Annotated in this window: 26 protein-coding genes; 9 read left to right on the top strand and 17 right to left on the bottom strand. The window is 72.1% G+C overall.

Annotation, left to right across the window (positions count from 1 at the left end; all coding sequences use genetic code 11):
• Positions 1–138: 138 nt before the first annotated feature.
• The 10 genes from ABIC52_RS15840 to ABIC52_RS15795 form a co-directional block, all read right to left on the bottom strand.
• Positions 139–426: an HU family DNA-binding protein gene (locus tag ABIC52_RS15840; protein ID WP_058727660.1), complete on the bottom strand. Its 288-nt coding sequence runs from the start codon at positions 424–426 to the stop codon at positions 139–141.
• Positions 427–716: 290 nt separating this feature from the next.
• The gene (gene rpsN, locus ABIC52_RS15835; protein WP_022903745.1) at positions 717–1022 is read right to left on the bottom strand and encodes a 30S ribosomal protein S14; all 306 of its coding nucleotides are present in this window, start codon (positions 1020–1022) and stop codon (positions 717–719) included.
• Between the two features lie 2 nt (positions 1023–1024).
• On the bottom strand, positions 1025–1195 hold the full coding sequence (rpmG, locus tag ABIC52_RS15830; RefSeq protein WP_022908193.1) for a 50S ribosomal protein L33: 171 nt from the start codon (positions 1193–1195) through the stop codon (positions 1025–1027).
• Positions 1195–1431 carry a 50S ribosomal protein L28 gene (rpmB, locus tag ABIC52_RS15825; protein ID WP_022903747.1) on the bottom strand — a complete coding sequence of 79 codons (237 nt, stop codon included), beginning with the start codon at positions 1429–1431 and terminating at the stop codon, positions 1195–1197. The genes rpmG and rpmB overlap by 1 nt, the downstream gene beginning before the upstream one ends.
• A 542-nt stretch (positions 1432–1973) precedes the next feature.
• Positions 1974–2669: an alpha/beta fold hydrolase gene (locus ABIC52_RS15820; RefSeq protein ID WP_354027781.1), complete on the bottom strand. Its 696-nt coding sequence runs from the start codon at positions 2667–2669 to the stop codon at positions 1974–1976.
• A gap of 10 nt (positions 2670–2679) precedes the next feature.
• On the bottom strand, positions 2680–3093 hold the full coding sequence (locus ABIC52_RS15815; protein ID WP_081984565.1) for a Fur family transcriptional regulator: 414 nt from the start codon (positions 3091–3093) through the stop codon (positions 2680–2682).
• On the bottom strand, positions 3090–4034 hold the full coding sequence (locus tag ABIC52_RS15810) for a metal ABC transporter permease (protein WP_209824549.1): 945 nt from the start codon (positions 4032–4034) through the stop codon (positions 3090–3092). Before ABIC52_RS15810 ends, ABIC52_RS15815 begins: the two co-directional genes overlap by 4 nt.
• Positions 4034–4864, bottom strand: a complete 831-nt coding sequence (locus tag ABIC52_RS15805; RefSeq protein WP_354027780.1) for a metal ABC transporter ATP-binding protein — start codon at positions 4862–4864, stop codon at positions 4034–4036. Before ABIC52_RS15805 ends, ABIC52_RS15810 begins: the two co-directional genes overlap by 1 nt.
• A 56-nt stretch (positions 4865–4920) precedes the next feature.
• Positions 4921–5835: a metal ABC transporter solute-binding protein, Zn/Mn family gene (locus ABIC52_RS15800; protein WP_354027779.1), complete on the bottom strand. Its 915-nt coding sequence runs from the start codon at positions 5833–5835 to the stop codon at positions 4921–4923.
• A 106-nt stretch (positions 5836–5941) separates the two neighbouring features.
• On the bottom strand, positions 5942–7207 hold the full coding sequence (locus tag ABIC52_RS15795) for a PTS transporter subunit EIIC (RefSeq protein WP_126891733.1): 1266 nt from the start codon (positions 7205–7207) through the stop codon (positions 5942–5944).
• Positions 7208–7367: 160 nt separating this feature from the next.
• Here ABIC52_RS15795 and ABIC52_RS15790 point away from each other — a divergent pair, with 160 nt between their 5' ends.
• Positions 7368–7640, top strand: coding sequence for a PTS sugar transporter subunit IIB (locus ABIC52_RS15790; protein ID WP_274542773.1), 273 nt, complete (start codon positions 7368–7370; stop codon positions 7638–7640).
• Positions 7637–8089 (top strand): PTS sugar transporter subunit IIA, encoded by a 453-nt coding sequence (locus ABIC52_RS15785; RefSeq protein ID WP_354027778.1) that lies wholly within the window; start codon positions 7637–7639, stop codon positions 8087–8089. Before ABIC52_RS15790 ends, ABIC52_RS15785 begins: the two co-directional genes overlap by 4 nt.
• A gap of 126 nt (positions 8090–8215) precedes the next feature.
• Here the strand turns inward: ABIC52_RS15785 and ABIC52_RS15780 are convergent, their stop codons facing one another.
• Positions 8216–8950, bottom strand: coding sequence for a GntR family transcriptional regulator (locus ABIC52_RS15780; RefSeq protein WP_126891731.1), 735 nt, complete (start codon positions 8948–8950; stop codon positions 8216–8218).
• 132 nt (positions 8951–9082) lie between these two features.
• Between ABIC52_RS15780 and ABIC52_RS15775 the strand changes: the two genes are divergently transcribed.
• From ABIC52_RS15775 to ABIC52_RS15760, 4 genes are all read left to right on the top strand, one after another.
• Positions 9083–9709, top strand: coding sequence for a response regulator (locus tag ABIC52_RS15775; RefSeq protein ID WP_209676271.1), 627 nt, complete (start codon positions 9083–9085; stop codon positions 9707–9709).
• Positions 9702–10907, top strand: coding sequence for a sensor histidine kinase (locus tag ABIC52_RS15770; protein ID WP_209824542.1), 1206 nt, complete (start codon positions 9702–9704; stop codon positions 10905–10907). The genes ABIC52_RS15775 and ABIC52_RS15770 overlap by 8 nt, the downstream gene beginning before the upstream one ends.
• Before the next feature lie 127 nt (positions 10908–11034).
• Positions 11035–13068 carry a bifunctional lysylphosphatidylglycerol flippase/synthetase MprF gene (locus tag ABIC52_RS15765; protein WP_209824539.1) on the top strand — a complete coding sequence of 678 codons (2034 nt, stop codon included), beginning with the start codon at positions 11035–11037 and terminating at the stop codon, positions 13066–13068.
• Entirely contained in the window at positions 13065–14342 is a 1278-nt protein-coding gene (locus ABIC52_RS15760) for an alpha/beta hydrolase (RefSeq protein WP_126891727.1), read from the top strand. The genes ABIC52_RS15765 and ABIC52_RS15760 overlap by 4 nt, the downstream gene beginning before the upstream one ends.
• Before the next feature lie 12 nt (positions 14343–14354).
• On the opposite strand, the gene ABIC52_RS15755 is transcribed toward ABIC52_RS15760, so the two are convergent.
• The 5 genes from ABIC52_RS15755 to ABIC52_RS15735 form a co-directional block, all read right to left on the bottom strand.
• The gene (locus ABIC52_RS15755) at positions 14355–14927 is read right to left on the bottom strand and encodes a GNAT family N-acetyltransferase (protein WP_126891726.1); all 573 of its coding nucleotides are present in this window, start codon (positions 14925–14927) and stop codon (positions 14355–14357) included.
• Between the two features lie 121 nt (positions 14928–15048).
• Complete coding sequence (locus ABIC52_RS15750; RefSeq protein ID WP_209676263.1) at positions 15049–16650, bottom strand: dihydrolipoamide acetyltransferase family protein; 1602 nt, start codon at positions 16648–16650, stop codon at positions 15049–15051.
• Between the two features lie 31 nt (positions 16651–16681).
• Entirely contained in the window at positions 16682–17641 is a 960-nt protein-coding gene (locus ABIC52_RS15745; RefSeq protein ID WP_209676581.1) for an alpha-ketoacid dehydrogenase subunit beta, read from the bottom strand.
• An 89-nt stretch (positions 17642–17730) separates the two neighbouring features.
• Entirely contained in the window at positions 17731–18864 is a 1134-nt protein-coding gene (locus tag ABIC52_RS15740; protein ID WP_126892019.1) for a thiamine pyrophosphate-dependent enzyme, read from the bottom strand.
• Positions 18865–18887: 23 nt separating this feature from the next.
• Positions 18888–19967 carry a histidinol-phosphate transaminase gene (locus ABIC52_RS15735; protein ID WP_126892020.1) on the bottom strand — a complete coding sequence of 360 codons (1080 nt, stop codon included), beginning with the start codon at positions 19965–19967 and terminating at the stop codon, positions 18888–18890.
• 50 nt (positions 19968–20017) lie between these two features.
• Between ABIC52_RS15735 and ABIC52_RS15730 the strand changes: the two genes are divergently transcribed.
• Genes ABIC52_RS15730 through purB form a run of 3 tightly spaced genes read left to right on the top strand, consistent with a single transcriptional unit; the run spans position 20018 to position 22352 of the window.
• Positions 20018–20416, top strand: a complete 399-nt coding sequence (locus tag ABIC52_RS15730) for a phage holin family protein (RefSeq protein ID WP_126892021.1) — start codon at positions 20018–20020, stop codon at positions 20414–20416.
• Positions 20417–20457: 41 nt separating this feature from the next.
• Positions 20458–20970: a low molecular weight protein-tyrosine-phosphatase gene (locus ABIC52_RS15725; RefSeq protein WP_126892022.1), complete on the top strand. Its 513-nt coding sequence runs from the start codon at positions 20458–20460 to the stop codon at positions 20968–20970.
• A complete protein-coding gene (gene purB, locus ABIC52_RS15720) occupies positions 20967–22352 on the top strand; it encodes an adenylosuccinate lyase (RefSeq protein WP_209676261.1) in 1386 nt (461 codons plus the stop codon). The genes ABIC52_RS15725 and purB overlap by 4 nt, the downstream gene beginning before the upstream one ends.
• 146 nt (positions 22353–22498) lie before the next feature.
• Here the strand turns inward: purB and ABIC52_RS15715 are convergent, their stop codons facing one another.
• Positions 22499–23413 carry a LysR family transcriptional regulator gene (locus ABIC52_RS15715; protein WP_209676259.1) on the bottom strand — a complete coding sequence of 305 codons (915 nt, stop codon included), beginning with the start codon at positions 23411–23413 and terminating at the stop codon, positions 22499–22501.
• Positions 23414–23430: the final 17 nt, after the last annotated feature.

Here is a 23430-nt window from a genome sequence, read left to right as displayed (position 1 = left end):
CGGCACGCCGGTGGGCCGACCTGTGGGCGGTGGGCGGTGCCTCCCGGCTGTGCAGGAGAGCCGCCCGCCGGATGCAGCGGCCCCGGGAACGACGGAAGGGACGGCCGAGGCCGTCCCTTCCGGTGCTGCTGAGCGGTCTTACTTGACGGCAGCCTTGAGCTTGGAGCCGGCGCTGACCTTGACCGAGTCGCTCGCGGCGATCTCGATGGCGTCACCCGTCTGCGGGTTGCGGCCGGTGCGCGCGGCGCGGTGGGTCTTCTCGAAGGCGATCCAACCCGGGATCGTGACCTTGGTGCCGTCGGCGACCGACGACGAGACGACGCTGAACAGCGCGTCGACGACGCCGTTGACGGTGGCCTGGCTCTGGCCGGACTCCTGCGCGACGGCAGCGACGAGCTCGGTGCGGTTCAGTGACTTGTCAGCCATGGATGTCCTCCTCGGACTTCTTGCAGTGTCGGTGGGACGTCGGGACGCCCGCCCGCCCGGAGCGGGGTGCCCTGGACGTGGTGGTCCCGAGGACGAGCACGCCCGGCGGAACCGTCAGCGAACCTACCAGCCGAGCGGGGTGCGGACGACCGACTCGCCCGGATTTCCGGGGTTGTCGAGGGTATGGAGGGGTCCGAGTGACGGATGTGGCGACCGTGTACCCCGCTCGGGCCCGGGACGACGAACGCCCCGTCCCTCTGCAGGGACGGGGCGTTCGGTGGAGCTGGTGCTTACCAGGAGCTCTTCGTGATGCCCGGCAGCTCGCCACGGTGGGCCATGTCGCGGAAGCGGACACGGCTGATGCCGTACTCACCGAGGTGGCCACGGGGGCGACCGTCGATGGCGTCGCGGTTGCGGTAGCGGACCGGCGACGCGTCGCGCGGGAGCTTCTGCAGGCCGACGCGGGCGGCCTCACGCGACTCGTCGGTGCCGTTCGGGTCCACGAGGGCCTTCTTCAGCTCGAGACGACGCTCGGCGTAGCGCGCGATGACCTCGGCGCGCTGGTTGTTCTTCGCGATCTTGCTCTTCTTCGCCATGCTTAGCGCTCCTCACGGAAGTCGACGTGCTTGCGGATCACCGGGTCGTACTTCTTGAGCACGAGGCGGTCCGGGTTGTTGCGACGGTTCTTCTTGGTCACGTAGGTGAACCCGGTCCCCGCGGTGGAGCGGAGCTTGATGATCGGACGGACGTCCTGACCCTTCTTGGCCATCAGATCTTCTCCCCACGGGCGAGGAGATCCTTGACGACGGACTCGATGCCGCGTGCGTCGATCACCTTGATGCCCTTAGCGCTGAGCGTGAGCGTGACGTTACGACGAAGCGAGGGCACGTAGTACGTCTTCTTCTGCACGTTCGGGTCGAAGCGGCGCTTCGTCCGGCGGTGCGAGTGCGAGATGTTGTGTCCGAAGCCGGGGGTGGCTCCGGTCACCTGGCACACTGCTGCCATGGTTTCCTCCTGAGGTACCGAGCGACCGGACGGCCGCTCCCAAGGTCACTTGCCTGGCGCACACGCGCTCGTCACCGGAGGTGACTGCAGCGAGGGGGTTGTGCGCGCCGCCCAGGCCCGCTGACCCTGTCGAAGGACCGTCGGACACCGCGCGACCGCGGCGTACGCGACGGTCGGAGGGCTTGGAACAACTGGGTCTGCCACGCGGACGCGGCGGACCAGGGGTCAACGTTACGGGACGGCCGCGCGTGTCGCAAGCCGGGCCTCCCGACCGGGTCCCACCGGTACCGGCCTGGAGGCGCGGCTCGGCCCCGTCACGCCGGTTCCGGTCCGGCCCGTCGGCCCACCGAGTGGGTGCCTTCTGTCGCGCTCGACCGTCTCCACCGACGATCTCTGCCCGCGGGGCAGGTCACCGACGGCATGTCGTGCTCGCTCGGTGCCGGCCGCCCGGCGGCTCGGCAGCACCGCACCCGGACGCCCGGACGCCCGGACGCCCGGACGCCCAGCCGACCAGCCGACCAGCTGACCAGCCGCGCCGGCGCCTACGGCCCCGCGGTCGGCCGCGGTGCCAGCGCCTGCACCAGCAGCGCGCCGAGCTCCCTCGGGGCCGTGAACATCGGCCAGTGCCCGGTCTCGAGCCCCAGGATCGTCAGGTCATCCACCGCGACGAGCTCCGTCGTCCACGCGTGGTGCTCGGCCACCATGGCCGCGAGGTCCTCCGCCGGGAGCTCGCACGACACCACCGTCGCGGGGATCGCGTGCCGTGCGGGGTCGGCGTAGTGGAAGGGATCGGTGGGCACGGCCGCGGGCTCCGGGACCGCCCGCCGCTCGAGGTCCTCGCGCCGTTCCGGCGTCATGCCGCGCACCGTCGCCGGCTCCCACACGTCCCACGACGGCAGCGGCACGACGCCGTCCACCACGGGCAGTTCGTCGTTGACGACGGCTCCGTCCGGTCCGGGGAAGGTGTCGACGTAGAGCAGGTGCGCCACGAGCGACGGCCGCTGGTCCGCCGCCATGAGCACCATCGGGCCGGCACCGGAGTGCCCGGCGAGCGCGACGGGCTCGTCCGGCGTCGCCACGGCGTCGAGGACCGCCACGATCCCGGCGACCTGCTCGTCGAGCGTGTCACCGGTCCGCGTGATCGCCTGGACGGAGTGCCCGGCCTCCTGCAGGACGGGCGCCACCTCGTCCCATGCGCTCGCGTCGAGCCAGAACCCCGGGACCAGGATGACGTGCATGCGCGGGAGGTTACTCGCCGGTGCGCGCCGCGGTGCAGACCGCGCACTCGCCGAAGATGTCGACGACGTGGCTGGCGTTCGTGAAGCCGTTCGCCGCCGCGACCTCCTGCGCCCACCGCTCGACCGGGTCCGCCTCGATCTCGACCGTGCGGCCGCAGTTCCGGCAGATCAGGTGGTGGTGGTGCGCGTCGGTCGTGCAGGCCCGGTACAGCGACTCGCCGTCCTGCTGCAGGGAGTCCGCGTCACCCTCCGTCGCCAGGTCGGCGAGTGCCCGGTACACGGTGGCCAGCCCGATCGTGGAGCCGCCGTCCCGCAGGTGCTGGTGGAGCGCCTGCGCGCTGACGAACCCCTCGGTGCCGGACAGTGCGCTGCGCACGGCCTCACGCTGCCAGGTGTTCCGCTTCGGCTTCTGCACGGCGTTCACGCGGTGACTCCTTCCCTGCGGGTCGCGTCGGTCGACGCGTCGGTCCCGGTCTGGAGGCGCGACCCGCCCCCGTCGGTCTGCTCACGGTCCGCGATGCGGTCGCGTCCGCGCCTGTCCCTGCGGCTGCCGACGATCCGGCACACCACCCAGATCACGAACGAGATCGTCGTGACGTAGGGGCTGATCGGCAGCCCACCGCCGAGTGCCAGCAGGATGCCACCGACGACCGACACGACCGCGAACACGGTCGAGAGCACCGGGACGACGACCGGGTGCGAGGTCAGGCGGAGTGCTGCGGCGGCCGGGGTGACGAGCAGCGAGAGCACCAGCAGCGCGCCGACGATCTGCACGGACACCGCCGTGGCGAGCCCGAGCGCGAGCATGAACACGATCGCGAGCGTCCGCACCGGGACCCCGGCAGCGGCGGCGACGTCGGGGTCGACCGACGAGAACATCAGCGGGCGCCAGATGACCAGGAGCGTCACGACGACGATCGCGGAGACGACGATCAGCGAGGTCAGCTGCGGGTTGTCGACCGAGACGATCTGCCCGGTGAGCAGCCCGAACTTGTTGGCCGCCCGGCCCTTGTAGAGCGCCAGGCAGAGGATGCCGAGCCCGAGGCCGAACGGCATGAGCACGGCGATGATCGAGTTCCGGTCCCGAGCCCGCGAGCCGAGCAGGCCGATGAGCAGCGCGGCGACGACCGAGCCGACGAGCGACCCGGTGACGACGTTCACACCGAACAGCAGGGCGGCACTGGCCCCGGCGAACGACAGCTCCGAGATGCCGTGCACCGCGAAGGGCATGTTGCGGGCGACGACGAACGGGCCGATGAGCCCGCCGACGATGCCGAGCACCGCGCCGGCCCAGATCGAGTTCTGCACGAGCACGAGGAGCTCGCCGTAGTCCTGGAACGAGAAGACGGTCGACAGCACGTCCATCAGATGCGCCCTTCGTCCGGGGTGGTGGCGTGCGGGTCGGGGTCGCAGTGGTGGTGCGCGCCGGTCTGGTCGTGGGCCTCGTTCGCGCCGACGATGACGATCCGGCCCATGGTGCGGACGACGTCGACGGGCGTGCCGTACAGGTCGGTGAGCACGTCGGCTCGGAGGACCTCGTCGGGGGCGCCGATGCGGAAGCGTCCGCCGGCGATGTAGAGGACACGGTCGACGACGTCGAGGATCGGGTTGACGTCGTGGGTGACGAACAGCACGGCGGCGTCCTGCTGTCGGCGCTGCCGGTCGATGAGCTCGGTGACGCCGCGCTGGTGGCGGAGGTCGAGCGAGATGAGCGGCTCGTCGCAGAGCAGCAGGGCGGGGTCGGCGGCGATCGCCTGCCCGACGCGGGTGCGCTGCTGCTCGCCGCCGGACAGTTCGGCGACCGGGGCGTCGGCGAACGCGGTGGCACCGACCTCGTCGAGGATCCGGTCGACCCGAGCGCGCTCGGCCCGGCTCGCGGGCAGGACCCCCCACCGGGAGCCGGTCACCCCCTGAGCGATCATGTCCCGCGCGCGCAGCGGCGTGCCGGACTCCATGAGGCGCTGCTGCGGGATGTACCCGATCCTCCGGTGCCCGCGCCGGACGGGCTGCCCGAGGAACGACATCGTCCCGCTCGTCAGGCGCTGCTGCCCGAGGACCGTGCGCAGCAGGGAGGTCTTGCCGGCGCCGTTCGGCCCGAGCACGGCGACGAACTCACCCGGCGCCAGGTCGAGGTCGAGGTGCGACCAGAGCGCGCGGGCGCCGTACGACAGCGCGGCGTCGCGGAGGGCGAGCACGGCGGAACCGCCACGGCCGGGGGCCGCAGCGGTTCGCGAGGGGGTCTGGACCGCGGTCACTTCGTGAGCGCCCCCGTGATCTCGTCGATGTTCGCCTGCTGCCACGAGACGTAATCCTCCCCCTTCGGGAGCGTCTCCGTCACACCGACGACCGGGATGCCGGCCTGGTCGGCGGCCTTCTTGACCTGCTCGGTCTCCGCGCTGGAGGTCTGCTCGTTGTAGGCGAGCAGCTCCACCTGCTTCTCGGTGAACAGCTTCAGGGTGTCGTTGAGCGCCGCCGGCGGGACGTCGTCGCCCTCCTCGATCGCCTCCGAGAAGGCCTCGGGCGTGACGTTGTCCAGGCCCATCGCGTCGAACAGGTACCCGGGCACCGGCTCGGTGTACGACACCTTCTGACCGTCGACCTTCTCCTTGGCCGCGGCGGTCTGCGACTCGAGGTCGTCGAGCTTCGTGGTGAGGGCCTTCGCGTTCCGCTCGAAGGTGTCGGCGTGCGCGGAGTCGAGCTTCGTCAGGCGCTGCTCGAGGTCGGCCACGAGCTTCACCATCGTGGGGTAGTCGTAGAACACGTGCTCGTTGAACTCCGAGTCGCCGCCCTTGTCGAGCCCGGAGAGGTCCACCACGTTGATCGTGTCGGCCTTCGTGTTCGATGCCTTCGCCAGGGTGGTCATGAAGTCGTCGTACCCGCCGCCGTTCTCGATGAGCAGGTCGGCTTTCGACACCGCGAGCTGGGTCTTCGCGCTCGACTCGAACGAGTGCGGGTCCTGCGAGGGGTCGTCGAGGATGCTCGTGACCTCGACGTCGTCGCCGCCGATCTCCTGCGCGATCGAGCCGTAGACGTTCGTCGACGCGACGACCCGGACCGTCCCGTCGCCCGAGGCGTCACCGGAGGCGGAGGACGTGGCGCACCCGGTCAGTGCGAGGGCTGCGGCGCCGACGACGAGCGGCAGGGCGAGGAGGCGGCGGTTCTGCATGCTGCGAGCGTACGGCTTGCTGATAACGGTTGTCAAAATCAACCATCCAACGGTCTGGAGGCGCGGGGCCAGCTGGCACCGCGCCTCCCGTCCGACGAGTGCACGGTCAGGGCTTCGTGGCCGCGTCGATCGTGTTGTCGGCGATCGTGTCGTCCTCGCGGCCGGGTGTCCGCAGGTTCCACTTCTTGATCACGAACGAGAACAGGAAGTAGTAGACGACGGCGTACGCCAGGCCGATCGGGATGAGCCAGATCGCCCCCTCGGCCTTGCCGAAGTTGAGCACGTAGTCGATGGCGCCGGCCGAGAACGAGAAGCCGTCCCGGATGCCGAGCGCGTTGACCAGCGCCAGCGAGGTGCCCGTGAGCACCGCGTGGATGACGTACAGCGGGAACGCCACGAACATGAACGAGTACTCGAGCGGTTCGGTGATGCCCGTGACGAACGAGGTGAGCGCCGCCGAGAGCATGATGCCGCCGACGAGCTTGCGGTTCTGCGGCTTGGCGTTGCGCCAGATGGCGAGCGCACCGGCGGGGAGCGCGAACATCATGATCGGGAAGAACCCGGTCTGGAAGATGCCGGCGGTCGGGTCCCCGTTGAGGAAGCGGGCGATGTCGCCGTGCCAGATCGTGGTGCCGTCGTTGAAGCTCCCGAGCTGGAACCACGGGAAGAAGTTGAGCAGCTGGTGCAGGCCGATCGGGATCAGCATGCGGTTCGCGAAGCCGAAGATGCCGCCGCCGATCACAGCATTGTCGGCGACCGCCTGACCCGCTGCCGTCAGGGCGATGTCGAAGTAGCGGTAGACGAAGGACATCAGGACCGCGATCACGAGACCGGCGGCGGCCGTCAGGATCGGCACCAGGCGGCGACCCGAGAAGAAGCCGAGGAAGTCCGGCATCTTCGTCCGGTGGAAGCGCTGCCACATCGTTGCCGCGACCAAGCCCATCACGATGCCGCCCAGGACGCCGTAGTTGATCATCTTCTGGTCGCCGTTCGCGTCCTCGACGCCCGCCAGGACGATCGGTGACATGACCTTCCAGACCTCGTACATGACCATGTAGCCGACGACCGCGGCGAGCGCCGTGGTGCCGTCCGACTTCTTCGCCCAGCCGATCGCGATGCCGACCGCGAAGAGGAGCGGCAGCCACGTGAAGATCGCGTTGCCCGCGGCGCCGATGACCGAGGCACCCTGCTCGAAGCCGGGGATCGCGCCGAGCATGTCGCTCTGTCCGAGGCGGTTCAGGATGCCCGCGGCCGGCATGACCGCGATCGGCAGGAGCAGGCTCCGACCGAGGCGCTGGGCGTTCGCGAAGAGCTTCGACTGCTTCTTCGGGGTCTTCTTCTCCGGCACGTCCGTTGCAGCAGCGGTGCTCATCGGCGTTCCTCTCGTCATCGGGTGGAGCTGGGGCACTGGGGAGTTGAGTCACGTGCACGGCCCGGGTAGCCTCGGCGGTACCGCCGGGAGCGGTCCTGTCCGGTCATGACCAGTTCCGTAGTCTGAACCGGTGACCAGATGCGTGTCAACCCGGCACGGAATCCGCAACGAGGAGGAAACGATGGCCGACATCAAGGCAGCCGACATCATCGCCGCACTGGGTGGCGCGGACAACATCGACGAGGTCGAGGGCTGCATCACGCGCCTCCGCGTCGAGGTGGAGGACGGCGACCTCGTGGACAAGGCCGCCCTGCAGGCCGCTGGCGCCCAGGCCGTCGTCGGTGGCGGTACCGGGTGGCAGGTCATCGTCGGCCCGATCGCGGACAACCTCGCGCAGGACATCAACGACTCGATCGACGGCGACGAACTGTGACCGCGGTCCGGACCCCCTTCGCGGGCCCGGTCGTCGCACTCGCCGACGTGCCCGACCCGGTGTTCGCCGGGCAGCTCGTCGGCGCCGGGGTCGCGGTCGACCCGTCGGGCGTCGAGGGCGCGGTCACGGCGGTCGCCCCCGTCGACGGGACGATCGTGAAGCTGCACCCGCACGCGTTCGCACTGCAGGGCTCGGCGGGAACGGACGTGCTCGTGCACGTCGGCATCGACACCGTGAAGCTCAAGGGCGAGGGCTTCGAGCTGCTCGCGGCCGAGGGCGACACCGTGCACGCCGGGGACCCCGTCGTGCGGTTCACCCCGAGCGTGATCGAGGCCGCCGGCTTCTCCCCCGTCTGCCCGGTCGTCGTGCTCGGCAGCTCGCCGGACTCGGTCGAGCAGGCCACCGTGGGCACGACGCTGGCCGAGGGCGCCACGCTCTACACCGTCTGACCGCACGGGCCGGTCGCCGCCGCGCCCGAGTCTCGGCTCGAGCGACCGATCTCGGGCGGGGCAGCGCGAGAACCGTCGCTGCACGCGAGACTCGGGCGCGACCGGGCGGGCGGGCGGGCCAGCGGGCTACGCGACCGCCCGGCGGGCGGTGACCTCCATCTGCACCCGGTAGCGGTCCGAGCGGTACCAGGAGCGGGCGTGCTCGACCGGCCGGTCCGCCGAGTACGACACCCGGTCGAACTCGAGCAGCGGCGCCCCGGTCCGCGTCCCGAGCAGCGTCGCGACGTCGTCGGCCGCGGGCTTCGCCGCCACCGTCTGCTGCGCGCGGTCGATCGGCGTGCCGTACGTGTCCGCCGCGAGCGAGTACACCGACCCGGACAGGTCCTGGTCGAGGAGCCCCGGGAACGCCGACGCCGAGAGCCACGCGTCGTCGACCGACACCGGTGCCCCGTCCGCCATCCGCAGGCGCTTGAGGTGGTACGCGGTGTCCTCGGCGTCGAGCCGCAGCGCCGCCACGGTGTCGGCCGGCGGGACCCGTTCCTCGCGGACGAGCACGACGGTCGTCGGCACGTGCCCGAGCGAGCGCATCTCCTCGGTGAACGACGCCAGGTGCAGCGTGGACTGCACGGGCCGGTGCGCCACGAAGGTGCCCTTGCCGCGCACACGTTCCAGGTAGCCCTCGTTGACGAGCTGCCCGAGGGCCTCGCGCACCGTGATCCGGGACACCCCGTACTCGGTGATGAGCTGCCGCTCCGAGGGGATCGCGGCGCCGGGGGCGAGCCGGGTGGTCGCGAGGTCGAGCAGGATCCGCCGGAGCTGCTGGTGCTTCGGCTCAGCGCCCTCGGTGATGCGGCTCGTCATGCGGTCCTCGTGCTCCGGTGCTCGTCGACTCGAGGGCGGTGGTCGCCCAGCTGGTCCTGCGCGGACATGACCAGTCGTCCTCACAGTAGCGACCAGGGTGCGAGAAGCCAACGCCGTGACAAGATGACGCCCGTGACCTCGGTGGTGATCGTGGACGACGAGACCCTCGTCCGGTACGGCTTCGAACTCATCCTCGGCGCAGCGGCGGACATCGACGTCGTCGCGACGAGCGGTGACGTCGACGCCGTCGAGACCGTGCAACGGCACGCCCCCGACGTCGTCCTGCTCGACGTGCGCATGCCGCGGGTGAACGGGCTCGAGGTGCTCGCCGCGCTCCGGCAGCTGCCCGAGCCCCCGGCCGTCGCGATGCTGACCACGTTCGACACCGACACCCAGGTGGTCGCCCGGGCGATGGAGTCCGGGGCGGCCGGCTTCCTGCTCAAGGACACCGACCCGGAGTCGCTCGCCGAGTACGTCCGGGCGCTCGCCCGCGGCGGCATCGTCCTGGCGCCGGGCGTGGACCGGACCCAGCTCTTCGCCCACCGGCCGACGACGCCGGCACCGGAGCTGTCCGACCGGGAGCACGCCGTGGTGCGGCTCGTCGCCGAGGGTGCCAGCAACCCCGAGATCGGCCAGCGCATCGGCGTCAGCACCGGCACCGTCAAGGAGGACGTCCGCGCCCTCCTCGCCGCGTTCGGTGTCACCACCCGCGTCCAGCTCGCGCTCCGCGCGGCGGAGGCCGGGCTGCTCGATGGCTGAGCCGACCACGGCCGGTCGCCTCCGCCGACTGCTGGTGCGGGCGGACGGGAGGCTCGACGCACTCGTCGACGCCGGCCTGCGTCGCGCACGGGCCCACCCCGCCCCCTGGTGGCTGGTCGACGTGCTCTTCCTCGCCGCCGCGGTCGTCGACGCCGTGCTCGACATCGCGGGTGCCACGACGACCGAGATCACCCTGTCGCTCGTCGCTGCCGGCGCGCTCGTCCTCCGTCGGCGTCTGCCCGTCCTGACCTTCGCGCTGACGATGCCCGGCCTGTTCATCGGCTCCGGCGTCGTCGCGGCGAGCATCGCCCTCTTCACGCTCGGTGAGCGCACCGACCGGCGGTGGCTCATGCTCGTCGCCGCGGTCGTGCAGTTCGTGGGCTTCAGCGGCTTCGTCGTCGGACCACCGCAGCAGCTCGACGAGATCGTCGTGTCGGTCGTCTACGCCCTCATCTTCGCGCTCGGTCCGCTCGCGATCGGGCTGCTCGTGCGGACCCGGGCCGTCCTGGTCGACCGGATCGCCGAACTCGGCGCCTCCCGTGCCGAGGAACGACGCCGCGCCGCCGAGGTCGCCCTCTCGCGCGAACGCGCCCTGCTCGCGCGCGAGATGCACGACGTCGTCTCGCACCAGGTGACCCTCATCGCGGTGCAGGCCGGCGGCGTGCAGATGGCCGGGCGCGACGAGCAGGAGCGGGCGTTCGCACGGACCATCCGGCAGCTGTGCGTCGTGACCCTGCAGGAGCTGCGCGAGATGGTCCAGGTGCTCCGGGCCTCCGGCGGCACCGACCGTGAGATCGCACCGCAGCCCGTGCTCGCCGACCTGCCGCGACTCGTCACCGCGAGCGGACTGGAGACCGAGGCGGCCGTCGACCTGCCCGACACCCTGCCCCTGCCCGTGCAGCGCGCGGTCTACCGCTTCGTGCAGGAGGGCCTGACGAACGTCCGGAAGCACGCCCCCGGCGCCGTCGTCCGGATCAGCGGACGGCTGCACGGCGACGAGGTCCTCGTCGACCTCGTGAACGGCCCCGCACGAGCCGACCGCCTCGAGCTGCCCGGGTCCGGGCTGGGGCTCATCGGACTCGGTGAACGCGCGTCGCTCCTCGGGGGACGGCTGGACTCCGGCCCGCAGCCCGGCGACGGCTTCGCGCTGCACCTGCGCCTGCCCGTCGAGCACCGACCGATCGCCCCCGTCCCCTGAGCGACGGGGCGAGCGGGCGGCGGACGAGGGAGCCAGCCCTCCGGAGGACGGCCGGTGGCCGATCGGCCACCGGTGTTCACGCCACCGCCCGATGCACCGACCCGGCAGGTTCGGCTGTGATGGCAGCGTGGTCCAGTCAGCTCTCGTCGCCAGCATCCGTCGACACCCCGTCTCCGTGGGTGTCGGGGTCGCCTCGGTCCTGCTCGCCGTCACGGCACGCGTCGCGCACGCCGAGCCGGACTTCCCGCACCACCCACCGGTCGCCTGGGCAGCCCTCGCGGTCGTCGTGGCCGTCACGGTGCTGGCCGAACGCACGCTCGGGTCGCTGCGCACCGTCCTCGTCGGCGTGGGCGCCCCCCTCGCGGCCGTCGGCGTCACCTTCCTGGCGGTGACGGTCGGGTCGGCGATGGGCGAGGCCCACGCCGAGGCCGCCGCCGGCGAACCGCTGTTCGCCCCGTCCGCCGTCGCGACCGCCCTGCTCGCCGCGGCCTCCGCCACGATGCCGCCGGCACGTCGGCGTCGCGTCCGAGCCGTCCTGTGGACGGTGGTGCTCACCCTGGTGCTGTTCGCCGGTCACGGGTCCGACACCGCTCGTGCCCTGGCGACCCTGTTCGGGACCGTCGCCGGAGCGCTCGTGGTGCGCCGCGCCTCCCGACCGGCACCGACCGCGCCGCGCACCGACCGGACCGTCGCCACCCACCCGCGGTCGATCGTCGTCGCGACGCTCGTCGCCCTCGGTGCGGGCACCCTGGTGACGCTCGTCGTGCCCGAGCCGGACGGCGTCCTGTCGCCGTTCGCCGGCGCCATGAGCGACCGGGCGACCGTGCTCGTCGGGGTGCTCCTGGTCGGGGCCGCCTGGCTCGTCCAGCGCGGCCGTCGCACCGGCATCGTCCTGGCGGCGGGCCTGCTCGTGACGCTCACCGCCGTGCTCGCCGACGTCTTCCTCATCGAGCCGCTGCAGGACGGCTTCGTGCAGTGGCAGGGCATGACCACCGACGAGGTCGAGTGGCAGGTCACGCTGCTCGGCGCCTGGGCCGTCCCCGCCGCCGTGCTCCTGGCGATCGTGGTGCTCCGCGGCCAGCTGGTCCGGGCCCGCTTCCGTGCGACGCCGACCTGCGACGAGGACTACCTCGGCATGCTCCGCGACGGGGACGCGGGCACGCTCGGGCACATGGGTACCTGGCGGGGCAACGCGACCTGGACCCACCCCGACGGGCTCGGTGCCGTCGCCTACCGCGTGCACGGCGACGTCGCCCTGACCGTGTCGGACCCGGCGTGCGCCGCCGCGGACCGGGCCGAGGTGGTCGCTGCGTTCGCCCGAGCCTGCGAGCGGAACGGCTGGACCCCCGCGTTCACGAGCGTGCACGAGCCCGTGCGGGCGATCCTCGCGGCCGAGGGGTGGGCGTCCTTCCCCGTCGGCGTGGAGTCCGTGCTCGACGTCACGACGTTCGACCTGCGCGGCAAGAAGCGCCAGGACCTGCGCACCGCGTCGAACCGCGCCGACCGCGAGGGGCTCCGCGACGAGTGGACGACGCTCGCCGCCCTCGACGCCGACCAGCGCGCGCAGGTCGAGGCGATCTGCACCCGCTGGGCAGCCGATCGCCGTCTGCCGGAGATGGGCTTCACGCTCGGTGGGTTCCGCGAGCTCGAGGACCCGGACGTCCGACTGCTGCTCGCCGTGACCGCCGAGGGTCGGGTGACCGCGGTGACGAGCTGGCTACCCGTGTACGAGCACGGTGCCCTGACCGGGTACACGCTCGACGTCATGCGGCGCGGCGAGGACGGGATGCCCGGGGTGATGGAGTTCCTGATCGCCCGGACCGCCCTGCGTGCGCGCGAGGCCGGCCTCACCACCATCAGCCTCTCCGGCACGCCGCTCGCACCGCACACCGACGCCGGGTCGTGGGTGGCCCGCGGGTCGGCGCTCCTCGCCCGGGCGCTCGAGCCCGTGTACGGCTTCCGGTCGCTGCAGCGCTTCAAGGAGAAGTTCGGCGCGCGCCACGAACCGCTCTGGCTCGTCGTCCCGAGCGCACTGCAGGCACCCCGGGTCGCCCGAGCGCTCACCAGCGCGTACGTGCCCGGGCTCCGTCCCAAGCACCTGTGGGCACTCCGCCAGGCCCACGTCGCACCGGTCGCGAAGCAGCCGGCCACCCGCTCGTGAGCCCCTCCGAGTGGCTGCTCGCGACCCAGCTGCAGGCACCGAACAAGCTCGTGCCCGCGGACCTGGCGTTCGCCGTGCTCGCGACCGCCGTCCTGCTGCCCGCCGTGCGCCGGTGGCGGTCGCGGCAGGCGTGGCGCCGGGCGGCCCTGCGCGCCGGCATCGCCGCGGCCGCTGCACTCGTCGTGCTCGCCGCCTGCTGGTTCACCACGCAGGTCGTCGACCTGTTCGGCGTCGCGCTCAGCCCGATCACGCAGATGTGGAGCGCCTTCGCCGGTGCGGCCCTCGCCCTTGCCGTCACCGGCCTGGTGCAGGGCGGCCGCTGGCGTCGTGCGATCGCGATCGTCCTGGTGCCGGCAGCGCTCGTCGTGCCGGCGCTCGGCATCAACGTCGAGTTCGGCAAGTACCCGACGCTCGGCACGGTCGTGCAGAGCGACCCGTGGCCCGCCTACGACCGGGCCGCCGCTCCCCTCGACACGATGCCCACCGCCGGGGTCGTCCGGACCGCGCGCATCCCCGGGACCCGATCGCACTTCGACGCGCGGCCGGCCGTCGTCTACCTGCCGCCGGCAGCCCTGGTGCGCGACCCGCGCCCGCTCCCCGTCGTCATCGCCTTCTCGGGCCAGCCGGGCGCCCCCGGGGACCTGTTCACCGCCGGTCGTCTGGCGGAACCCCTGGACGCGTACGCCCGCGCGCACGACGGTCGGGCGCCGATCGTCGTCAGCGTCGACCAGCTCTCCGCGCCGGGCAAGAACACGATGTGCGTCGACTCACGGCTCGGGAACGTGGCGACCTACGTGATGCACGACGTGCCGACGTGGATCGCCCGGCACCTGCCCGCGACGACCGACCGGAAGGCCTGGGGGCTGACCGGGTTCTCGCAGGGCGGCACGTGCACGATGCAGTTCCTCACGGGACACCCGTCGGAGTTCGGCGCGGCGCTGGCCGTGTCGAGCGAGCTCCAGCCGACCGACCAGGGCCCGCAGCACAGCGCCGACCAGGCGTTCGGCGGGTCCGTGGCGGCATGGCGGGCGGCGGCGCCGATCGCGCAGATGCGGGAGCACGGGCTCGACGGACACGCCCTCTGGCTGACCGCGGGGTCGTCCGACCGGGAGTTCACCGAGAACGCGCGGAAGCTCGGTGCGGCCGCACGGGAGGCCGGGGCCCGCGTCGAGATCGGGTCGGCGCCGGGCAGCGGTCACGACTGGAACACCGTGCAGTGGTCGTTCCGGTCGTACGTCGGGCCGTTCGCGGACGCGCTGTCCGCAGCGGGGTGACGGGAGCGCGCCTCAGGCGTTGCGGACGAGCCAGGCGAACTGGTCGTCGGCGAGCTCGCGGTCGGTCCACACCTGACCGAGCACGCCGTCCGGGACAGCGACCGACGCCGGCCCCTGCCAGACGAGCGACAGTCCGGCCTTCCGCAGCACCGCGGCCGACGCCGGGTTGCTGGTCAGCACTCGACCGGTGACAGGCACGCACGGTGCTGTCCGGTGCGCCTGGTCGATCGCTGCCGCGGCGACCTCGCTTGCGTAGCCCTGTCCCCACGCCGCAGGAGCCAGTCGGTAGCCGAGGTTCCAGACCCTCGCAGCCGTCATGTCGACGCCGCCGACGCCGACGAACGCACCGTCCGTCGTACGGACCGTCCACGATCCGAGGCCGTGGCGGGCTCGCCCACCGATCTTCCGCTGCACGAGGTCGACCGTCGTGGCGCGGTCGGCGTGCCGGCCGGAGGGCAGGTGCCCCCACGTCCGCGCGTCGGAGAACACCGCGTGCACGTCGTCGATGTCGGCGGGCGTGAGCGGTGTCAGCACCAGGCGATCCGTCCGGATCTCCTGCTGTGGGGTCAGGAGCTGGTGGGCCATGCTCCGATCATCACCCGCACCCCCGACAAGCGGGTGGACACCACGCGACGTCCGCGCGATCCGGCCCGGTCCTGCGGCTTCCCGCAGTACCTGGCCGGACCAGGACCGTCGGAACGCGTGCTCAGTCGAGCAGCAGCGCCGGCTCCTCGAGCACCGAGGCGATGTCGTGCACGAAGCGCGAGGCCACGTCACCGTCGACGACCCGGTGGTCGAAGGACGCGCCGATCGTCGTGACCATGCGCGAGCGGACCTCGCCGTCGACGACCCACGGCTTCGGCTTGATCGTGCCCATGGCGACGATCGCGACCTCGCCCGGGTTGAGGATCGGCGTCCCGGTATCCATGCCGAACACACCGATGTTCGTGATCGTCACGGTGCCGTCCGCCATCTGCTGCGGCGTGGTCTTGCCGTCACGCGCCGTCAGGGTCAGGTCCTCGAGCGCCTTGGCGAGCTCGAACAGGGACATGTCCTGCGCGTCCTTGATGTTCGGCACGATCAGCCCGCGCGGGGTCGCCGCAGCGATGCCGAGGTTCACGAAGTGGTGGACGATGATCTCCTGGTCGGTCCAGGTCGAGTTCACCGAGCGGTTCCGACGGACGGCCCAGATGACCGCCTTCGCGAAGACCAGCAGCGGCGAGACCTTGACGCCGGCGAACGTCGGCGAGGACTTCAGGCGCTTGACGAACTCCATCGTGCGGGTCGCGTCGACGTCGACGAACAGGGACACGTGCGGTGCCGTGAACTTCGACGTGGTCATCGCCTTCGCGATGGCCTTCCGCACGCCCTTGACCGGGATGGTCTCGCGGCGGACGTCGCCCCACTCGGGGGTCTCGATGTTGCGGAAGACGCCGGCCTGCTTCGCGTGGCGGATCACGTCGTCGCGCGTGACCTCGCCGGCGAGACCGGTCGGCACGACCTCGGTCAGGTCGACGTCGAGGTCCTTCGCGAGCTTGCGGATGGGCGGCTTCGCCAGGACGATGCCCGACACGACGGCCTTGCGCGGTCGGGAGCCCTGCTCGCCGACGGCCTGCGAGATGGTGTCCTCGCCCGGGTCCGAAGCAGCCTCGGCCGCGGCGACGGCGTCCGCACTGGAGGCACGGCTCGCCTCGGCCGCGAGCGCTGCGGCCCGGCGGGCGCCCGGCTTCCGGCGGGACGGGGACGTGGTCGCGGAGCCGTACCCGACCAGGACGGCACCGGACGATTCGTCGGAGCCGACGACGGTCGCGTGGTCCGCGACCGGCTGCGCCGGAGACGCGTGCCGCGGCTGCGCGGACGCCGCTGCGGTGGCCGGGGCCGGGGCCGGGGCCGGGGCCGGCGGAGTCTGCTGCGTCGGGGCCTGCTGGGCGGGCGCCGGTGGCGTCTGCGCGACGGGAGCCGGGGCGGCGGGCGCGGCAGGCGGGGTGGCGGCGACGTCCGGCGAGGCCGGGACGCTGTCGGCGACGGGGGTCGGGCCTCCCGGCTGTGCGCTCGACGCGACCTGCACGTCCGAGTCGACCCGGATGATCGGCTTGCCGACCTCGACCGTGTCGCCCTCGGAGACGAGCAGCCCGGTGACGGTGCCGGCGAACGGCGACGGGAGCTCGACGAGCGACTTCGCGGTCTCGATCTCGACCAGGACCTGGTCGACGGCGATCTCGTCCCCGATCGCGACGCGCCACTGCACGATCTCGGCCTCGGTCAGGCCTTCGCCCACGTCGGGCAGGGGGAATTCGGCGGCGGGCACTGCGGCTCCTTCGAACGTTCGGACGGTTCGGTCAGTAGGCGAGGGCGCGGTCGACGGCCTCGAGGACACGGTCCGCGTCCGGCAGGTGGAGGTGTTCGAGCTTCGACACCGGGAAGGGGACGTCGAAGCCGGACACCCGGATCGGCGGCGCCTGCATCGTGTAGAAGCACTGCTCGGCCACGGTCGCGGCGATCTCGCTGCCGACGCTGACGAAGCCGGAGGCCTCCTGTGCGATGACGACACGACCGGTCTTGCGGACCGATGCCAGGAGCGGCTCCCAGTCGATCGGGGAGATCGAGCGGAGGTCGATGACCTCGCAGCTGGTGCCCTCGGCCTCGGCGATGTCCGCGGCCTGCATGAGGGTCGCCACCATCGCACCGTGGCCGACGAGGGTCACCTCGGTGCCGGTGCGGGCGACGCGCGTGGTGTGCATCGGGACGTGGCCGTCGACGAGGTCGACCTCGCCCTTCGGCCAGTAGCGCGACTTCGGCTCGAGGAACACGACCGGGTCCTTCGACGCGATCGCCTCCTGGATCATCCAGTACGCGTCGTTCGGGGTGCTCGGGCTGACCACGCGCAGACCCGGGGTGTGCGCGAAGTACGCCTCCGGGGACTCCTGGTGGTGCTCCACGGCGCCGATGTGGCCGCCGTAGGGGATGCGGATGACGACCGGCAGCGACATGTGCTGCGGCAGGCGGTTCTGCATCTTCGCGAGCTGCGAGGTGATCTGGTCGAAGCCCGGCCAGACGAAGCCGTCGAACTGGATCTCGACGACCGGGCGGTACCCGCGCAGCGCCAGGCCGATCGCGGTGCCGATGATGCCGGCCTCGGCGAGCGGGGTGTCCCGGACGCGCTCGGCGCCGAAGCGCTCCTGCAGGCCCTCGGTGATGCGGAAGACGCCCCCCAGCTGGCCGATGTCCTCGCCCATCAGCAGGACCTTGTCGTCGGCGGCCATGGCGGCGGCCAGGCCGGCGTTCAGCGCCTTGGCCATCGGCAGGGTCTGCACGGGCTCGCTGGGGACCTCGCCGGCACCCGGGTGGGCACGGAGCGTGTAGTCGAAGAGCTGCTCGGTCGTGCTCATCAGTGGGAGCCCCCTTCGTACCCGGCCTCGTACTGCTCGAGCCAGGCCTTCTGCGCGGTGGTGACCGGGTGCGGCTCGCGGTACACGTTGTCGAACATGACGTCCACCGACGGCGGGGTCAGCGCCACGGTCGCCCGCCGGACGTCGGCGGCGATGTCCTCGCCCTCCTCGTCGAAGCGCGCGAGCTGCTCGTCCGTGACGCCGCGGCTGCGCAGGTACGCGGCCGAACGGGCGATCGGGTCGCGCTCGACCCACGAGGCGAGCTCGTCGTCGAGGCGGTAGCGGGTCGGGTCGTCGGAGCTCGTGTGCGCGCCGATGCGGTAGGTCTCGGCCTCGACGAACGCCGGGCCCTGCCCCGAGCGGGCGTGGTCGGTCGCCACGAGGGACGCCGTGTACGACGCGAGCACGTCGTTGCCGTCGACGCGGACGCTCGGGATCCCGAAGCCGCGCGGGCGGTCGACGAGCGGGGTCGGCGACTGCACCGACACCGGCACCGAGATCGCCCAGTGGTTGTTCTGCAGGAAGAAGACGACGGGGGCCTTCGTCGACGCGGCGAAGACGTACGCCTCGTTCACGTCGCCCTGGCTGGTCGCACCGTCGCCGAAGTACACGATGGTGCAGGCGTCGCGGTCGGGGTCGCCGGTGCCGACGTCGCCGTCGAGCTGCTGACCGAGCGCGTAGCCCGTCGCGTGCAGCGTCTGCGAACCGATGACCAGCGTCGAGATGTGCGTGTTGCCGCGCTCGTCCGGGTCCCAGCCGCCGTGCGTCTGGCCGCGGTACATCGCGATGATCTCCATCGGCTCGACACCGCGGTGCATCGTGACGGCGTGCTCGCGGTACGACGGGAAGACGTGGTCCTGTGCACGGAGGGCGAAGACGGAGCCGACCTGCGCGGCCTCCTGTCCGTGGCTCGGGACCCAGAGGCCGAGCTGACCGGTGCGCTGGAGGTTGTGGCCCGCGTGGTCGAACCGACGTGTGAGCACCATGCGGCGGTGCATCGCCAGCAGGGTCTCGTCCGGGATCGCCCGCGCGACGGCGGCGTACTCGGCGTTCTCGTCGGTCTCCACGAACCGGCCCTCGAGGTCGAGGATCCGGACGGTGGCCGTCGCGGGGGCCGCGGCGTGGAATGACATGTCGGTCAGCGTAACGCCAGGGCCTACCGGGCCGCCTGGAGGTCCCCCACAAGCGACCCCGCCGTTTCGAGGAGCGTTTCCACAGCCTCGTGCTCCCCGATCGACACCCGGATCCCCTCGTTCCCGAAGGCCCGGACGATGATGCCGGCAGCTTCGAACCGCTCTGCGGCGTGCGCGGTCAGCTCCCCCGTCGGCAGCCAGACGAAGTTTCCCTGCGCGTCCGGCACGTCCCAGCCCTGGCCGCGCAGCGCGGCGACGATGCGGTCCCGGCTCGCGGCGAGCTCGGCGACCCGGTCGAGCAGCTCGGTCTCGCGCTCGAGGCTCGCGAGCGCGGCCGCCTGGCCCTGCGCCGTCACGGACAACGGGATCGCGCAGGCACGGACGGCGTCGAGCACGTACGACGGCCCGAACGCGTAGCCGACACGGAGGCCCGCGAGTCCGTACGCCTTGGAGAACGTGCGGAGGACGACGAGGTTCGGGTACCGCTCGAGCAGCGGCGTCCCGCGGACCGCGGTGGGCTCGGTGACGAACTCGGCGTAGGCCTCGTCGAGCACCACGAGCACGGTCGACGGCACCCGCGCCATGAACGCCTCGAACTCGGCGCCCGTCACGACCGGGCCGGTGGGGTTGTTCGGCGTGCAGACGATCACCATGCGGGTCCGGTCGGTGACCGCGTCGGCCATGGCGTCGAGGTCGTGCCCGCCGTCCGGCCGGTTCGGCACCTGCACGCTCGTGGCACCGGCGACCGTCACGACACCCGGGTAGGCCTCGAAGGAGCGCCACGCGTAGACGACCTCGTCGCCGGGGCCGCTCGTCGCCTTCGCCAGCTCGTGCAGGATCGCGACGCTGCCCGGCGCGACGTGGACCTCGTCGACGGTGAGCCCGGCACGGTTCGCGAGCACGGCCCGGACGGCCAGGGCGGTGGCGTCCGGGTAGCGGTTGTAGGCGGTCTGCGCCTGCACGGCCTCGACCACACCCGGCAGCGGCGGGAACGGGTTCTCGTTGCTCGAGAGCTTGAACGCGTCGGGCGCGGCCTGCCGACCCTGCTTGTACGCGGGGAGGACGGCCACCTCGGGCCGGATGTGCACGCGCTCGTCAGTCACGCGCACAGGCTACCGGGCACCGTCCGGCGTGCGACGGGCATCATGGCGGCATGCGATTCCTCGTCCGCCTCGTCGTCAACGCCGTCGCGCTCTGGCTCACCACCCTGATCGTGAGCGGCGTCACCGTCACCCCGTTCGGCGACGGCGACACCACCGCCGTCGTGCTCACGTTCCTGCTCGTGGCGTTCGTGTTCGGGCTCGTGAACGCGGTCATCGGCACGATCATCCGGATCGTCGCCTTCCCGCTGTACGTCCTGACGCTCGGGCTGATCTCGCTGATCGTGAACGCCGTGCTGCTGCTCATCGTCGCCGGCATCTCGGACACGATCGGCTTCGGGCTCGAGGTCGAGTCCTTCGGCTGGGGCATCGTCGGCGCGTTCGTGCTCGCCGTGTTCTCGTGGCTCATCGGGCTCGTCGTGCGCCCGGTGCTGGACCGCCGGCGTCCGTGACCGCCGTCGCGGACGTCGCGTCGGTGCGCCATGATGTGCACATGAGCCCGGACGCCGACGCCCCGTTCCGCGTCTCGTTCGTCTGCAGCGGCAACATCTGCCGCTCGCCCATGGCCGGCATCGTCTTCGCGCAGGTCGCCGCCGACGCCGGCATGGCCGACCGCTTCGTCGTCGAGTCGGCGGGCACGGGCGACTGGCACGTCGGCGAGCCCGCGGACGAGCGGACGATCGCGGCGCTCGCAGCGCGCGGATACGATGGCAGCAGGCATCGCGCCCGCCAGTTCGACCCGGACCGGTTCCCGGACCTCGACCTGGTGGTCGCACTCGACCGCTCCCACGAACGCGTCCTGCGCTCGTGGGCACCGACGATGGACGACGCCGCCAAGGTGACGCTCCTGCTGCGGTACGACGACGCCTGGCCCCAGCAGACCGACGTACCGGATCCGTACTACGCGGACCGGCACGAGTTCGACCGAGTGCTCTCGACCGTCGAGCGGGCCTGCCGGGCGCTCTTCCGCCAACTCGAACCGGCAGTCCGTCAGGGAGCCCCATGACCCCCCTTCCCCCGCAGCCGATCAGCCCGCTCGACGGGCGGTACTACCCGGTCGTGCACACGGTGGGCGAGCACCTCTCCGAGGCCGGCCTCAACCGCGCGCGCATCGTGGTCGAGGTCGAGTGGCTCATCTTCCTGACCGACCACGCGATGTTCACCACCTCGCCGCTGAGCATCGACGACAAGGCCGCGCTGCGCCGGGTCGTCGAGACCTTCGGTCACGACCAGATCGCGGAGCTCGCCGAGATCGAGGCCACGACGCGGCACGACGTCAAGGCCGTCGAGTACTTCGTCCGCCGTCGCCTGTCCGAGCTCGGGCTCGACGCGATCGCCGAGCTGACGCACTTCGCGTGCACCAGCGAGGACGTCAACAACCTGTCGTACGCCCTGACCGTCCGCGACACCGTCGACCAGGTCTGGCTGCCCGCCTACCGCGCCGTCCTGGCGACGCTCCGCACGATGGCCGAGCAGCTCCGCGCCGTGCCGATGCTCTCGCACACGCACGGCCAGCCCGCGACGCCGACCACCCTCGGCAAGGAGCTCGCGGTGGTCGTCTACCGCCTCGAGCGCGTCCTGACGCAGATCGAGCACGGCGAGTACCTCGGCAAGTTCTCCGGCGCGACGGGCACCTTCTCGGCGCACCTCGCCGCCGACCCCGAGGCGGACTGGCCCGCGCTGTCGAAGGAGTTCGTCGAGGGCCTGGGCCTGACGTGGAACCCGCTGACGACGCAGATCGAGTCGCACGACTGGCAGGCCGAGCTGTACGACCGGGTGCGCCACGCGAACCGGATCCTGCACAACCTGGCGACCGACGTGTGGACCTACATCTCGATGGGGTACTTCACGCAGATCCCGGTGGCCGGTGCCACGGGATCGTCGACGATGCCGCACAAGATCAACCCGATCCGCTTCGAGAACGCCGAGGCGAACCTCGAGATCTCGTCGGCGCTGTTCTCGACGCTGTCCGAGACCCTCGTGACGAGCCGCCTGCAACGCGACCTGACGGACTCCACGACGCAGCGGAACATCGGCGTCGCGTTCGGCCACTCGCTGCTCGCGCTCGACAACCTGCGTCGCGGGCTCGGTGAGATCGCGGTGAACGAGGGTCGGCTCGCCGAGGACCTCGACGGCAACTGGGAGGTGCTCGGCGAGGCGATCCAGACGGTCATCCGCGCCGAGGTCACCGCCGGGCAGTCGAACATCGAGGACCCGTACGCGATGCTCAAGGAGCTGACGCGTGGCAAGCGCATCGGCCAGGACGAGCTCGTCACGTTCGTGAACGGCCTCGACATCTCGTCGGGTGCCAAGGCGCGGCTGACGAACCTGACGCCCGGCACCTACACGGGGCTGGCCGACGAGCTCGTCGACCGCCTGGACGTATAGGCCGCACCCTTCCGCAACACGCAACGACGGCGGCTCCTCGCAGCGGTACACCCCTGCGAGCAGTCGCCGTCGTTGCGTCCCGCGTGTCCGCGAGCGGGCGGGCCGGACGGGAGGCGCGGGGCGGCCCCGCCGCGCACCGCACCACCTCAGGTGGTGACGGAGCGCGCTTCGGCGACCAGCGCCTCCAGGACGGTGCGGACCGCGGGTCGGACCGCGCGGTCCGGCCGGGCGAGCGCCTCGATGCGCCGGCCGGCCCGCACGTCCGCGAGCGTCGCCAACCGGAACCGTCCCGCCGCACGCGTCCCCGACGTGTACCGCGGCACGAGCGCGATCCCGTGTCCCGCGGCGACGAGGTTCTCGATGACCGGCAGGTGGATCGTGCGGAACGCCACCGACGGCGGGGTGCCGGACGCCTCCGCCAACGCGGTGAGCACGCGGTCGATCGGGTAGTCCTCGGGCACGCCGATCCAGGTCTCGTCGACGACGTCCTCGATGCCGACACGCTCCCGGTCGGCCAGCGGGTGGTCGAGCGGCAGGGCGACGTCGAGCGGTTCCCGCAGCAGGGCGACCGTCCCGACGGCGGCACCGTCGGCGCGTCGGGCGCCGTCCGGGCGGTGGCCGATCACGACGTCGTGGTCGGCGGTCAACGGTGCGAACTCCCCCTCGCTCACGTCCACGTCGGAGAGCTCGAGGACGATCCCCGGGTGTGCCCGCATCCGGGTGAGGAGCCCCGGCAGGAGCAGCTCGGCCGCCGAGGGGAACACCGCCAGGTCGACCGTCCCGCCGACCCCGGCGAGGTGCTCGGACCACGCCGACTCCACCGTGGCGAGCGCCGTGGCGACACCGGTGGCCATGTCGGCGAGCGCCCGTCCGTCCGCGGTGAGCCGCACACCGCGGCCGACCCGCTCGACCAGGGGCACGCCGGCCTGGCGCTGGAGCGTGCGGAGCTGCTGCGACACGGCACTCGGCGTGCGGTGCGTGGCGGCGGCGACCGCGGTGACGCTGCCGCGCTCGGCGAGCTCGCGGAGGACCGGCAGCAGGGCGATGTCGAAGCCGACCATGCAGGGACCCTACAACG

This window comes from Curtobacterium oceanosedimentum (genome assembly GCF_040545555.1).
Lineage (GTDB): Bacteria > Actinomycetota > Actinomycetes > Actinomycetales > Microbacteriaceae > Curtobacterium.
The sequence above is the reverse complement of the archived record's forward strand: the minus strand, read 5'-3'. Positions and strand labels throughout refer to the sequence as shown.

What these genes read in the sequence shown, in the direction of transcription:
- rpmG (WP_022908193.1), bottom strand. Translation starts at nt 1,195, where the DNA reads ATGGCCAAGAAGGGTCAGGACGTCCGTCCGATCATCAAGCTCCGCTCC.
- ABIC52_RS15840 (WP_058727660.1), bottom strand. Translation starts at nt 426, where the DNA reads ATGGCTGACAAGTCACTGAACCGCACCGAGCTCGTCGCTGCCGTCGCG.
- ABIC52_RS15725 (WP_126892022.1), top strand. Translation starts at nt 20,458, where the DNA reads ATGAGCCCGGACGCCGACGCCCCGTTCCGCGTCTCGTTCGTCTGCAGC.
- ABIC52_RS15755 (WP_126891726.1), bottom strand. Translation starts at nt 14,927, where the DNA reads ATGGCCCACCAGCTCCTGACCCCACAGCAGGAGATCCGGACGGATCGC.
- ABIC52_RS15715 (WP_209676259.1), bottom strand. Translation starts at nt 23,413, where the DNA reads ATGGTCGGCTTCGACATCGCCCTGCTGCCGGTCCTCCGCGAGCTCGCC.
- rpsN (WP_022903745.1), bottom strand. Translation starts at nt 1,022, where the DNA reads ATGGCGAAGAAGAGCAAGATCGCGAAGAACAACCAGCGCGCCGAGGTC.
- ABIC52_RS15780 (WP_126891731.1), bottom strand. Translation starts at nt 8,950, where the DNA reads ATGACGAGCCGCATCACCGAGGGCGCTGAGCCGAAGCACCAGCAGCTC.
- ABIC52_RS15740 (WP_126892019.1), bottom strand. Translation starts at nt 18,864, where the DNA reads ATGTCATTCCACGCCGCGGCCCCCGCGACGGCCACCGTCCGGATCCTC.
- ABIC52_RS15770 (WP_209824542.1), top strand. Translation starts at nt 9,702, where the DNA reads ATGGCTGAGCCGACCACGGCCGGTCGCCTCCGCCGACTGCTGGTGCGG.
- purB (WP_209676261.1), top strand. Translation starts at nt 20,967, where the DNA reads ATGACCCCCCTTCCCCCGCAGCCGATCAGCCCGCTCGACGGGCGGTAC.
- ABIC52_RS15800 (WP_354027779.1), bottom strand. Translation starts at nt 5,835, where the DNA reads ATGCAGAACCGCCGCCTCCTCGCCCTGCCGCTCGTCGTCGGCGCCGCA.
- ABIC52_RS15745 (WP_209676581.1), bottom strand. Translation starts at nt 17,641, where the DNA reads ATGGCCAAGGCGCTGAACGCCGGCCTGGCCGCCGCCATGGCCGCCGAC.
- rpmB (WP_022903747.1), bottom strand. Translation starts at nt 1,431, where the DNA reads ATGGCAGCAGTGTGCCAGGTGACCGGAGCCACCCCCGGCTTCGGACAC.
- ABIC52_RS15810 (WP_209824549.1), bottom strand. Translation starts at nt 4,034, where the DNA reads ATGGACGTGCTGTCGACCGTCTTCTCGTTCCAGGACTACGGCGAGCTC.
- ABIC52_RS15795 (WP_126891733.1), bottom strand. Translation starts at nt 7,207, where the DNA reads ATGAGCACCGCTGCTGCAACGGACGTGCCGGAGAAGAAGACCCCGAAG.
- ABIC52_RS15730 (WP_126892021.1), top strand. Translation starts at nt 20,018, where the DNA reads ATGCGATTCCTCGTCCGCCTCGTCGTCAACGCCGTCGCGCTCTGGCTC.
- ABIC52_RS15820 (WP_354027781.1), bottom strand. Translation starts at nt 2,669, where the DNA reads ATGCACGTCATCCTGGTCCCGGGGTTCTGGCTCGACGCGAGCGCATGG.